10 protein-coding genes are annotated in these 12,343 nt (G+C 39.4%); 9 read left to right on the forward strand and 1 reads right to left on the reverse strand.

Annotated features, from left to right (window positions below; genetic code table 11):
• Nucleotides 1-102 precede the first annotated feature (102 nt).
• The 5 genes from uvrA (at nucleotide 103) to BN997_RS14440 (ending at nucleotide 7,067) form a co-directional block, all read left to right on the forward strand.
• Complete coding sequence (uvrA, locus tag BN997_RS14420) at nucleotides 103-2,568, forward strand: excinuclease ABC subunit UvrA (RefSeq protein WP_042533322.1); 2,466 nt, start codon at nucleotides 103-105, stop codon at nucleotides 2,566-2,568.
• Between the two features lie 241 nt (nucleotides 2,569-2,809).
• A complete protein-coding gene (locus BN997_RS14425) occupies nucleotides 2,810-3,529 on the forward strand; it encodes a DUF998 domain-containing protein (RefSeq protein ID WP_042533324.1) in 720 nt (239 codons plus the stop codon).
• A gap of 331 nt (nucleotides 3,530-3,860) precedes the next feature.
• Nucleotides 3,861-4,646, forward strand: a complete 786-nt coding sequence (locus tag BN997_RS14430) for an ABC transporter ATP-binding protein (protein ID WP_042533326.1) — start codon at nucleotides 3,861-3,863, stop codon at nucleotides 4,644-4,646.
• 95 nt (nucleotides 4,647-4,741) lie between these two features.
• Entirely contained in the window at nucleotides 4,742-5,839 is a 1,098-nt protein-coding gene (locus BN997_RS14435) for a hypothetical protein (RefSeq protein WP_042533328.1), read from the forward strand.
• 328 nt (nucleotides 5,840-6,167) lie between these two features.
• Complete coding sequence (locus tag BN997_RS14440; protein ID WP_244882384.1) at nucleotides 6,168-7,067, forward strand: diacylglycerol/lipid kinase family protein; 900 nt, start codon at nucleotides 6,168-6,170, stop codon at nucleotides 7,065-7,067.
• 78 nt (nucleotides 7,068-7,145) lie between these two features.
• On the opposite strand, the gene BN997_RS14445 is transcribed toward BN997_RS14440, so the two are convergent.
• Nucleotides 7,146-7,391 carry a phage holin gene (locus BN997_RS14445; RefSeq protein ID WP_042533332.1) on the reverse strand — a complete coding sequence of 82 codons (246 nt, stop codon included), beginning with the start codon at nucleotides 7,389-7,391 and terminating at the stop codon, nucleotides 7,146-7,148.
• A gap of 287 nt (nucleotides 7,392-7,678) precedes the next feature.
• On the opposite strand from BN997_RS14445, the gene BN997_RS14450 reads away from it, so the two are divergent.
• From BN997_RS14450 to BN997_RS14465, 4 genes are all read left to right on the forward strand, one after another.
• The gene (locus BN997_RS14450) at nucleotides 7,679-8,464 is read left to right on the forward strand and encodes a lytic polysaccharide monooxygenase (RefSeq protein WP_042533334.1); all 786 of its coding nucleotides are present in this window, start codon (nucleotides 7,679-7,681) and stop codon (nucleotides 8,462-8,464) included.
• Between the two features lie 625 nt (nucleotides 8,465-9,089).
• Nucleotides 9,090-11,018, forward strand: a complete 1,929-nt coding sequence (gene thrS / locus BN997_RS14455; protein ID WP_042533336.1) for a threonine--tRNA ligase — start codon at nucleotides 9,090-9,092, stop codon at nucleotides 11,016-11,018.
• Between the two features lie 105 nt (nucleotides 11,019-11,123).
• Nucleotides 11,124-11,579 carry a GNAT family N-acetyltransferase gene (locus BN997_RS14460; RefSeq protein ID WP_042533338.1) on the forward strand — a complete coding sequence of 152 codons (456 nt, stop codon included), beginning with the start codon at nucleotides 11,124-11,126 and terminating at the stop codon, nucleotides 11,577-11,579.
• 180 nt (nucleotides 11,580-11,759) lie between these two features.
• Nucleotides 11,760-12,302, forward strand: a complete 543-nt coding sequence (locus BN997_RS14465) for a GNAT family N-acetyltransferase (protein ID WP_042533340.1) — start codon at nucleotides 11,760-11,762, stop codon at nucleotides 12,300-12,302.
• The last annotated feature ends 41 nt before the right edge of the window (nucleotides 12,303-12,343 follow it).

The following is a 12,343-nucleotide window of genomic DNA, read 5'->3' on the forward strand; positions in this document are numbered from 1 at the left end:
TGGTTATTAAAACTATCGTTCATCATGTCACCATGAAAAAAACATTGCACTTGAAAACAGAAAACAGAAAGAAAACAAAAATCAGGGAGGAGGAATATCAACATGCATAATGTAATGACCGTAAACGGAGCGCGGGAGAATAATCTAAAGAATCTTTCTGTGTCTATCCCTAAAAACAAACTGATTGTGGTTACAGGCCCTTCTGGGTCTGGGAAAAGCACGCTTGCTCTGGACACCTTATTCAATGAATGTCAGCGTCAATATTTAGAATCAATGGGGATGCAGGGAATCAACAAACCCAAAGTTGATTCTATCAGCGGGTTATCACCTGCAATCAGTATCAATCAGCATATCACCAATCGGAATCCACGTTCGACAGTGGGGACGATGACAGATATGTATACCAGCTTGAGAATGGTATTTGAAAAGCATGGAGAAAGAACATGCCCAAGCTGTCAATATAGCATTAATCCAATGACTTATGAAGGAAACGTGGAAAAAGAAGCGGATAGCTTTACAGAATATATCTTATGTCCGAATTGTAATGTAAAAATGGAAAAGCTGACTCGGACGCACTTTTCTTATAATACAACCGAAGGAGCTTGTTCGAACTGTAAAGGATTGGGAGAAACAGTAGCTATTCATTTGCCATCAGTTTTTCATGAGGAGCTTTCTTTAGAGGATGGCGCTGTGGATATTTTTGCCGGGCGTTATGGCGAATATCAAATTGCTGTTTTAAAAGCAGCTTTTCAATATTATCAGCTTCCGGATGCCGATAACGTAGCTATCAGGGACTTTAATGAAGGGCAAAAGGCTATTCTTTACTATGGTGTAGAAAGTGATGAAGTGAAGCAGCTGTTTCCAAACGTAAAGCCTCCAAAAACAGTAGAAAAAGGAAAATTCCCCGGCGTATTAACCTCGATGTGGCGCCGATATGCAGAGCATGATGGTTCTTCAGCCGAAGCAGATGCTTATTTCTATTCGCAGACTTGTCCAGTTTGTCATGGAGAACGTTTAAATGAAGTGAGCAGATCAGTTACCGTTGAAGGCTGGACAATTCCACAGCTGGTTGTCCATTCTTTAGAGGAAATGGCAGCTTGGATAGATAAATTAGAAGCATCACTGGAGCAGACAAGTTATCAGCTTGTCGAAACATTTGTGGAGGATATAAAAACAAAGCTTTCCCGAATTATCAAAATAGGGCTGGGTTATCTGACACTGGATAGACAAGTGATTACGTTATCCGGCGGGGAGGCACAGCGTATTCGGTTATCTGCACTTTTAGATTCTGCACTTACCGGTGTATTATATATTATGGATGAGCCGACAGTCGGTTTGCACCCGAAGGACACAGCCGGCCTGATTAGTATCTTAAAGCATTTGCGTGATTTAGGGAATACCGTTCTGTTGATTGAGCATGATGTGGATGTCATGCGGGAGGCAGATTATATTATTGATATTGGACCGGGAGCTGGAAAGCTTGGAGGTACTGTGGTTGGTCAAGGAACACTGCAGGAATTGCTTCAGCAGGAAAAGTCAGTTACAGGGCAATATTTGCGTGCAGAGAAGCCTCGGAAAATGAATAATCGGACAAAGAAATACGAAGCCGGGATAACAATACATCACGCTGCTGCCAATAATCTTCAGGATGTGACCGTAACTTTTCCGACAGCCTGCTTAACCGCAGTAACTGGTGTTTCAGGCTCAGGAAAGTCATCGCTGTTATTTGAAGTGCTGGCAAAAGCGAATGATGCCATCCATGAAGACTTTGAAAAAATAACTGGTCTGGATGTCTTTGATCAGATGATTATTGTCGGCCAGTCTCCGCTCAGCAGAATGAAACGGTCCAATATGGCAACTTACATTGATTTATTTACACCTGTTCGAGCTATGTTTGCTAAGCTGCCGGAAGCAAAGGAAAAGAAGCTCACAGCAAAGCATTTCTCCTTCAATACAGCAGGAGGTCGCTGTGAAAATTGTCAGGGACTTGGCTATGTAACGACCAATATGCTCTTTTTCCCTGATTTAGAGGTCGTTTGTCCGGAATGTCTGGGGAGAAGGTTTAAACAAGAGATATTAGCAGTAAAATACCAGGGCTATTCTATCAATGATATTTTAGAAAGCTCTATCCATGAATGCCTTTCTATATTTGAAGGGGAGAAAAAGATACAAGCCATCTTAAAGCTCCTAACAGAAATCGGTTTAGGCTATTTGAAAATGGGACAATCCTTAACCACTTTATCTGGAGGAGAAGGGCAACGATTAAAGCTGGCCAAAGAATTAATGAAGCAAGGGAAAAAGACGTCACTATATTTATTAGATGAGCCGACCAGTGGATTGCATCCGAATGATACGATTCAGCTGCTCAAGCTGTTAAATCGGCTGGTGGATGCAGGAAATACAGTGATTATGGTGGAGCACAACAGTCAGGTAATCGAAGCAGCAGACTGGGTGGTAGATTTAGGTCCTGAAGGCGGTGCAAAAGGAGGAAAGGTGATTGCAGAAGGAACACCAGAGATGATAAAGGAAAACAAAGCTTCATATACAGGACAGTATTTGCAGGTTTAATTTATCGCAGTGTGACTGGCGGGAAAACTCCCACTGAGGGAAGTTTCATTTTAAATATACTTTGCTTGAAAAGGACATCCTTAAAAAAGAAGGGTGGCCTTTTCAAATAATAAAGCTTCCAACTAAATGGAATGAATCCTTGCAGGGGGAAGCAACGTAAGTAGAAAGAAAGGGATATGAATTAGTGAATATAACTTTGCCAAATGACCATATATTCAATTAGCAGAGGAGGCAGAAGAAAATGCGTTATGAATTTCACGCAATAACAATGCTGATTGTTGCATTGGCGGCTGTTGCAGTAATATTTTTATTACGTAAATCTAACAGATTATCTATTCTAATCGGTCTGCTCAGCTGGATTGCTTTAAGTGCTTATTTTATCATCGAAGCAGTTGTTATCCGGGCAACTACAGCTCCTTATAGCTTTATGAATCAACCGATGAGTGACCTTGGAGTAACGGCTTGTGGAACGGATACGTATGTACTTGCAAGCTACGCTATCTGTTCACCCTACCATTGGCTGATGAACTGGACATTTTTCTTAACCGGGTTAGCTGTTTTGATGGGTGCTGTTTTGCTGTACCCGCTATGGCCCAAGGTTCGTTCTGCTAAAATAGCAAGTATTTTTATTGGAATTTTTGGAGTGAGTTATGGCATCTCTGGTATCATTCCTGCAGATATTCATTTTTATTGGCATACGTTCACAGCACTCCCGGGAATGATTGTGCAGATTCCTGCGATGATTTTAATCAGTATTGCGATTTATAAAAAAATGCCGCGTCTATTTTGGTGGACGATGATTTGTACGACAGTCACTTCAGCAGCTCTTTTCAGTCTTTTCTTACAGCCTGTATTGACCAGTCTGCCCGGCGGTTTGCTTCAGCGTATTCTCTATGCCTCGGTATATATCTGGCTGACAGGTACGGCTATTGGTCTCTGGAGCAGGGGATATGATATATGAAGCTGAATTGCAAAGACATGGATAAATGCATGAAATAACTCCTTTTCATAGAATTATCAATCTGTTTGCTGACTAAACTTAACAATTCAATAAATAAGATTGAACTGACAGCGGCTTAGTGCTATGATTTGGATATTCTGATAATTATGAAATTGTTAAGGTGGAGAAGGAAAAAGACCTAAGCAGCCGACAATAAACAAATAGATAGAATTAACCGAAAAACTAGCGGCAACAGAAATCATAAAGTGCATTTTACTAGAAAAGCAGCACATCTTATAGTATTCTAGCGGAATAATTAACAGACTTTTCAATTAGATAGAGGGGATAAGAAATGGAGAACATTGTTTATTTTAATGAGATAACATGGCGCAGAAATGATCAGGAAATTTTACAGGATATTAATTGGCAAATTAAAGAGGGAGAGCATTGGGCGATTTTAGGTTTAAATGGATCAGGTAAAACCTCGCTCTTAAATATTATTACTGGTTATAATTATCCGACGTCTGGAAAAATGACCGTGCTGGATCGGCTTTTTGGAAGAACAGATTTATCTGAATTACGAAAATCAATCGGCTATGTAAGCAGTGCATTGGAGCGTTTTCAAGAGACGATCCAGCTGGAGCCGGTTGAAAATGTGATTATCAGCGGTAAATTTGCTTCCTTTGGGATTTATGAAGAGGTATCTGAAGCGGATTGGCAGCAGGCTGATCAGATTCTTTCAGACCTTCGATTAGACTACTTAAAAGGAAAAAAATATCAAGTGCTTTCGCAAGGGGAAAGAAGAAGAGTTCTTATTGGCCGGGCGTTAATGAGTCAACCGGAAATACTGATTTTAGATGAACCCTGCTCCGGTTTAGATATTTTATCGCGTGAAGAGGTACTGGAATTAATGAACGATATACAAGCGAATACGCACCTGCTTTATGTTACACATCATATCGAAGAAATTACAGAAGCCATTTCCCACGTGGCCTTAGTTCGTGACGGAAAATTAGTAGCGACTGGAGAAAAGCACGATGTTTTAACCGATGCTTTATTAAGTGAAACATTTAAAATCCCTGTTCAGGTACATTGGGATGGAGGCAGACCCTGGTTAACGATTGAAAAAAGAAGGTAGCGGCTTGCATGACTTTTCCCTGTTTGAAGATATTTCTAATTTACTGGAAAAGGTGTATGATAAAGAAGAAGAAATTAGAAATGGGGGAAAATATAGTGAAAAGCAGATTGTTTAGGCTGATGGCTGTAGCTGCGGCTATCGTATTATTGCTGGGAGCCTGCAGCAATAATGATGACGAAGAAGCTCAAAAGCCAATGCCAGAACCGGATGAACAGAAAGAAGAAATCCCTGAATTAGAGGCAGAAGAAGCAGAAGAGGTATTACAAACCTACAATGAAGCATTCCAAAATGTGATTGAAAATGCAGCGGAAGACGGAGAAGTAACGGATTTTGATTCTCCGGAAGAGCTTCAGGAGGAATTCTCGACCATTATGTCCGAGGATTTAGCAGCAAAGATGGCAGATGCTTATTTTGAAGAGAATGAAGAGGGATCCATCTACATAGTTGCTTCCGAAGAACCTGTCTGGTTTGATGAAGAAGAAACATATGAATTAGAAAAAGCAGAAGATAATTTGTATGAAGTAGAGCAGGAACAGACGGATAATATGCTTAGCGTTACTTATTCTATTTTCTGGAATGAAGAGAAGTGGATCGTATCTGATGTGGAAACAGAAGATATTCCAGTTGAGGAAAATGACGGAGATACTTCAAATAGTGAGGCTGAAGCGGATTCGAATCAGACCGAACAGGAAAATAATACAGACAATGACACTGCAGACCAGGATACGGATGGAGCAGCTGCAGAAGAAACAAATGAATCAACAGATGAAGATACAGCTAATAATGAAGCAAATGCAACGGAAGAAGAAAATGATCAGGTAAGTCCTGACAGTGAGGAAAATAATTCTGGTCAGGGTGGTACAGATACCAGTGACAGTGATACATCAGACGATACCGATATGGACAACTCTGAGAGCAATCAGAATCCGGAATCAGAAGAGAATGAAGAAGAGAATACAGATGAGAATGCCTCATCGATTGATGCTGCAGCAGCTGAAAAATTAGTTAAAGAACACTTAAATATGGTCGACGATAGTTTAGAGGTTGTTACTAGTCACCAGGATGAAGAAGGAAACTATGTGGTACAGGTATATGAGCTTGTTGATCAGGATGACGGCTTAGCACATACCGCTACGTATGGATGGTATACGGTAGATCAGACTACCGGAGAAGTAAAAGAGACAGAATTCTAAATAAGAATAGATTAACAGCTGGTAGAATGTTCTAGGAAAACGTTTCGCCAGCTTTTTTCTTTTGAAGGAATAACATCTTACAAATAATTTAGGCTGTGTTTTAGCAAGAACAGCAGGTCTCATGTACAATGGAATAAAGGTATTTTTCATGAAGAAGCGCTTGTAAAACTGACGTCTTCCAAGAGAGTGTGAAAAAGTATTTATTTAGGCAGGAGATAACAGGCGCAGGCTCACGTTGAATGAAGTCTCACTTTATGATTATTTATAAATGTAATGGAGAACTTTAAACATATTGATGCAGTAAAATATGGATTTGTGAGGAGCGGAAATGGTGAAAAAAGTCGCTTTAATTATAAACCCGAACGCCGGAAAACAAAAGCTGGCACAACAATTAGATAAAATTCAATCTAGATTAACGGAAATATTTGAAGAGGTAACTATCTTGCAGACCAAAAAGGAAGGGGATGGAGAACGTTTTGTTGAAAAGCATGCGGAAGAAGTTGATTTACTGATTGCGGGTGGGGGAGATGGAACTGTTTTTGAAATTATGAATGCCCTCGTTCCATTGAAAAACAGGCCGGTTTTTGCTATTTTGCCAGGCGGAACATGCAATGATTTTTCCCGGACGCTTGGCATCAGCCAAAAGCCAATAGAAGCGTTAGAGCAAATTATCATGCAGAAACGAATGCAGGTCGATGTGGGTAAATATGAGGAAAATTACTTTTTAAATTTCTGGGGCATCGGTATTATTTCCAAGGTTGCTGAAGAAATGGATGAAGCAAATAAGCAGGTTTTCGGAAGGGTTTCTTATTATCTGAATACATCCAGGCTTGCTTTTCAAAATGAAGCTTTTGCATTGAAATTGCATAGTGAGGAATTCGATTATGATGAGAAAGCAGAATTGCTGGTTGTTGGAAATGGTTCCTTTCTCGGCGGGATTCAATCCTTCTTTCCGAATGCAGATGTACAGGACGGAAAATTCGATGTCCTGATTGTCAAAGAAGCAAAACTGAAGTATTTAAAGAAATGGCTGGAAGCTAAGATACAGGATGATTATCCGGAAAATGAAAAAGATGATGATATTATTTATTTTCGGACAAACCGTTTAGAAGTATCTACTTCCCCGGAACAAAATATTGATTGTGATGGCGAATTTTTAAATAAAACACCAGCAACGATTGAAGTGCTCCCGAAACATTTGGACATGATTTATGGGGAGATGGAATAAAAAGCTAAAGCTGAGGGATAAGGGGATGCCTTCTCTAAATATAGAGGGGCAGGACCTTGTCCATCAGCTTTTTCTATCTTAACGTTTCAGCTTTTCCATCAGTTTATCCGCTTCTTTTGCGGAGGGGGTATAGCTGTTATTTTTCCAATGATTCCAGATTTCGGATATGAATAAAGCGATGAGAGATAGCACGGAAACAAGCTCTTCGTTCGATAAAGGGATGAGTTTGTAGCCTAACAGCATGGCAGCTGTATTGATGAATACAATGATTAAAACAGCCAGCCGAATCCATTTATTATTTATTTTTGCCAGATTTTCACTCAAGAAAGCAGCCTCCTTTTTATAAGATATGGGCAGGGTAAAAGAATTATAACGAAATTTTTTATTGGAATGCTATGATTTTTTTGAATTATAAGAATGTATTGTTACATAAGTATCAAAAATGTTACAATTGTATTAAACATTATAATCTATGTTGACGCTTTCATTTTTAGTGATAATATAAATTTAAGACGGTTGTAAATTAAATGAAAATTAGCCAAAATATTATATCATTAAGAAAACATTGGATTTTAATCTATAACCGTCTAAACAAGTAAAGGAGGAGTTTTATGCAAAGGTTATTTCATGGTAAGTCACTGAAGTATCTCGGAACAACCGTTATTTCGCTCGTCTTTTTTATGTTTGTTGGGCTAGGAGCTGTTGCTGCACATGGGTATATTGAGCAGCCAAAATCAAGAGGGTTATTGTGTAATGAACAGGTGAATACAAATTGCGGCGGTGTTCAATGGGAGCCACAAAGCTTAGAAGCACCAAAAGGATTTCCGGGAGTAAGTATTTCAGATGGGGAAATTGCTTCGGCGGGGGGGGTTTTTCCTGAATTAGATGAGCAGACTTCAGATCGATGGGAAAAAGTTGATTTGAATTCAGGAGTTAATACATTTACTTGGCATTTAACAGCGATGCATGCAACAACGAAATGGCATTATTATATAACTAAACCCGATTGGAATCCGAATGAACCATTAACCAGAGACCAATTTGAACTTATTCCATTTTATGAAGTGTATGATGGAGGGGCGAGACCTGGGGAGAAAGTAACGCATCAAGTAACGATTCCTGAGAGGACTGGTTACCATGTTATTTTAGGTGTTTGGGATGTGGATGATACGGCGAATGCTTTCTATAATGTTATAGACGTTGACTTTGACGGAGATGGGACAGAACAAGACCCGGAAGAATCGGAACCAGAAGTCCCTAATTATCCGGTATGGGAAGCTAATGCTGTTTATCTTGGAGGAGACAAAGTTATCTATAACGGAAAAGTTTTCCAAGCAAAATGGTGGACAAGTGGAGAAACGCCCGGAATTTCTGGTGTCTGGGAGGTTATTGAATGAAAAAAACAGCATTCTTTAAACATCTAAATAGTCTAATCAGATAAGCTATTGAAATATAAGAGAATGTTCAAAAGTCCCACTAAAAATGACATAGCGAATTTTTGCGTTGACGAGCTATTTCCAATACTCTCAAGCATACGCTCTGTTTGGAGATAGCTCGTCATCTTTAATTTTCGACGCACAAACGTTTCCGGTAAGGAGAGTAATCGCAGTCCCAGGACGTTACAGCCTTAGCCGACTTGGTCTTATTTATCTGGCTTTTTGAACACACATTATAAGTGTAATTATCAAATAAAAAATTCCCCTTGCATAAATTAAAAAACTTTAGTATGATATTTTATAATTTATTCAAGAGAAGCGAAGAAGAGGACATGAATTACTTGGAAGGTTTAAAGAGAGGGGAGCAGAAGGTGAGAGCTCTCTAACCAAGAAGCGTAATTTACCACCTCCGAGCTGAGTCAGGGTGACAACTGATGCCGTCATATGCAACGTTACTGCAAAATGAAGCTGCCAATCACTTGGCGGGAATCTGGGTGGAACCGCGGAGAAGTATATTCGTCCCTTTGTATAGAGGGAAGTGTATGCTTTTTTTATTTGCCTAAAATGAAGAAGGAGTATGAAGAAAATGAAAAATGAAGTGAAAATTAGATTTCCGGATGGAAGAGAAGATGATGTAGAAAAAGGAGTTTTCTTAAAAGAAATCGCTGAACAAATATCAAAAGGCTTAGCGAAGAAAGCTGTTGCTGGAAAAGTGAATGGGAAGCTGGTAGATGTAAGTTATCCTATTTCCGAAGAGAGTGCAATTGAATTGTTAACACTGGATTCAGACGAAGGTCTGGAGGTTATGCGGCATACTGCAGCACATATTTTAGCACAGGCTGTTGAGCGGCTTTACGGAAAAGGAAACGTTCAGTTTGGTATTGGGCCGGTGATTGAACATGGGTTCTATTATGATATGAAATGTCAGGAATCCATTACACAGGCAGATTTGATGAAAATCGAAAAAGAGATGCAAAAGATTATTCAGGAAAATCTTTCAATTCATTCGTATGAACTCTCCTTGGAAGAAGCAAAAGCTTATTTCAAAAAACATCATCAGTCTTATAAGGTAGAGTTGTTAGAAAGTATCCCGGCTGATGAAGCAATCACAATCTATGAACAAGGAGATTTCTCTGATTTGTGCAGAGGTCCACATTTACCATCTACTGGGTATGTTAAAGCATTTCATCTTATAAAGCTGGCAGGAGCATATTGGCGGGGCGACAGTAATAACGAAATGCTGCAGCGTATTTATGGCATTGCCTTTGCGAAGAAAAAAGATGTAGAAGCACATTTGCATTTTATAGAGGAAGCAGAAAAAAGAGATCACCGTAAATTAGGAAAGCAGCTGGATCTGTTTATGTTTTCTGAAGAAGCGCCTGGCATGCCGTTCTATTTGCCGAATGGTCAAATTATTCGCCAGGAGCTTGAACAATTTTCCAGAGAAGCACAATTAAAAGCAGGCTATCAGGAAGTGCGTACACCACTTCTGATGAACCAGCAGCTTTGGGAAGAGTCAGGCCATTGGGATCACTATCAGGAGAATATGTATTTTTCGGAAGTCGATCATACCAATTTCGCATTAAAGCCGATGAATTGCCCGGGACATATGTTAATCTATAAGCAAAAGCTGCGTTCTTATCGTGATTTGCCAATCAGGCTGTCGGAATTCGGTCAAGTCCATCGTCATGAATACAGCGGCGCTTTAAATGGACTGCTCCGGGTCCGCACTTTCTGTCAGGATGATGCCCATATTTTTGCAAGGGAAGATCAGGTAGAGGCGGAAATGGAAAGAGCCATTCGTTTAATTGATGAAATATATGGGGTGTTTGGCTTCAGCTATGCAGTTGAATTATCTACACGTCCAGAGAAATCTATGGGAGAGGATGCTGCTTGGGAGGCTTCAGAACAGGCGTTAGAAAATGTGTTAGAGCGTATGGAGCTGCCTTACCAAGTAAATGAAGGTGATGGCGCATTTTATGGCTCAAAAATTGATTTTCATATCAAAGACGCCTTAGGACGCAGCCATCAATGTGCGACATTACAGCTTGATTTTCAAATGCCGGAAAAATTTGATTTAACTTATGTCAATGCAGAAAATGAAAAGCTGCGCCCTGTTGTTATCCACCGGGCAATTTATGGATCCATCGACCGCTTTTTTGGTATTCTGCTTGAACACTTTGCAGGCGCTTTTCCAGTTTGGCTGGCTCCTGTTCAAGCCATTATTTTACCAGTTTCCTCTGCACATCATTCCTATGCAAATCAATTAATGGATACTTTCAAAGAAACAGGTATCCGTATTGAAGCAGATTATCGGGAAGAAAAGCTGGGATTAAAATTAAGAGAGGCACAGATGAAAAAAATACCGTATATTTTTGTTGTCGGTGATGAGGAAAAAGAGAACGAGGCGATAAACGTCCGGAAATATGGCGAAAAGCAAAGCCAGAGCTCACCTGCGAGCGATGTACGGAAACGACTCGAAAAAGAAATTGCGGAAAAGCACGTATCATTTTGAAGCATCAGGAATTTTAAACCAGATATCTTTGAGTAATTACTGTCCATTCTTTTTCCTATCGTTTAAAATGAAAGTATCATCTATAACTAAGGGAGATGAGTGAGGATGACAATTACATTTAAGAAGGTTGACAGCTCGAACTATAAAAAATGCTCATTATTAAAGGTGAATGATAATCAAAAAGATTTTATAGCTCCTAATTGGTATTCTGTTTTGGAAGCAGTTTATGAAAAGGAAGAGAAACGTCCTTATGCGATTTATCATGAGGAGGAAATGGTCGGATTTCTCATGTTATGCTATTATCCGGCAAGTGATATTTATGATAAGGATTCATGGTGGATGGACCGGTTTATGATTGCGAAGGATTTTCAAGGCAAAGGATATGGAAAAGCTTCTTTAAAGAAATTTATGGAAGACTTCCAAAAGAATTATCCGAAAGAAGCGTTACGTACATCTACCGTGAAGGAAAATCATGTTGCCATCACATTATATGAACATAGCGGCTTTCAGCGGACAGGTGAATTTGTAGAAGAAGAAGCAGTGCTTTTGATGGAAGAGTAGAGGAATGCGAAGTATGATTTTAAGGCTGATGATTCTATGAAATCATCGGCCTTTTATCAAGGAAAGCGTTCATTGCCTTGACGCTGTATTCGTGTGTCTATCTCTCCTGTCAAATAGTCAGCTGTGACTGGAGACAGCAAATAAAAAAGGGAAGCAAAAAATTTTTCAGGAGGTTTTACAATGGATTGGTTTCAACGATTAAACGGATATTTTCCAGTGGAAGAAATGAAAGCAGAAGAGCAATTAAAAGCTTTACTGGTGGATAAGCCCAATCATTATCATAAGGATGAAAGTGATTTACATATTATGATGTATGCGGAGTATGCCGATTTTGTTTTTGTTGACTTTTTATGGGTTTCTGAAAGGGCTCGGGGAAAGGGAATAGGTAAAAAGTTGATTCAACAGCTAAAAAACAAACGGAAAACGATTATTTTGGAAGTAGAGCCAGTGGATGAAAGGGATGAAGATACAGAGAAACGCCTGCGTTTTTATTTCCGTGAAGGCTTTAAGGTATCAGAAAGGATTTCTTATCGATTCCAGGCATTAGTATCTCATACAGAAATAGAATTGGATATTATGTACTGGGATGAACAAGAGAAAACAAATGAGCAATTACTGGATTATATGATAACTATTTATGAGGAAATCCATTCATACAAGCAGAAAGAAATCTACGGGTTTGATCCGAAGCTGACAAGCGATGTTTTGAGATTAAAGGCTTAATAAAAGAAATTTCGACATAGAGGGATTTAAATGTATATTCA

The sequence above is a fragment of the Oceanobacillus oncorhynchi genome (assembly GCF_000821065.1).
Taxonomy (GTDB): domain Bacteria; phylum Bacillota; class Bacilli; order Bacillales; family Amphibacillaceae; genus Oceanobacillus; species Oceanobacillus oncorhynchi.

Excerpts from the sequence above, each read along its gene's own strand:
- BN997_RS14460 (WP_042533338.1), top strand. The coding sequence starts at position 11,124 with ATGACAATTACATTTAAGAAGGTTGACAGCTCGAACTATAAAAAATGC.
- uvrA (WP_042533322.1), top strand. The coding sequence starts at position 103 with ATGCATAATGTAATGACCGTAAACGGAGCGCGGGAGAATAATCTAAAG.
- BN997_RS14430 (WP_042533326.1), top strand. The coding sequence starts at position 3,861 with ATGGAGAACATTGTTTATTTTAATGAGATAACATGGCGCAGAAATGAT.
- thrS (WP_042533336.1), top strand. The coding sequence starts at position 9,090 with ATGAAAAATGAAGTGAAAATTAGATTTCCGGATGGAAGAGAAGATGAT.
- BN997_RS14465 (WP_042533340.1), top strand. The coding sequence starts at position 11,760 with ATGGATTGGTTTCAACGATTAAACGGATATTTTCCAGTGGAAGAAATG.
- BN997_RS14450 (WP_042533334.1), top strand. The coding sequence starts at position 7,679 with ATGCAAAGGTTATTTCATGGTAAGTCACTGAAGTATCTCGGAACAACC.
- BN997_RS14440 (WP_244882384.1), top strand. The coding sequence starts at position 6,168 with ATGGTGAAAAAAGTCGCTTTAATTATAAACCCGAACGCCGGAAAACAA.
- BN997_RS14425 (WP_042533324.1), top strand. The coding sequence starts at position 2,810 with ATGCGTTATGAATTTCACGCAATAACAATGCTGATTGTTGCATTGGCG.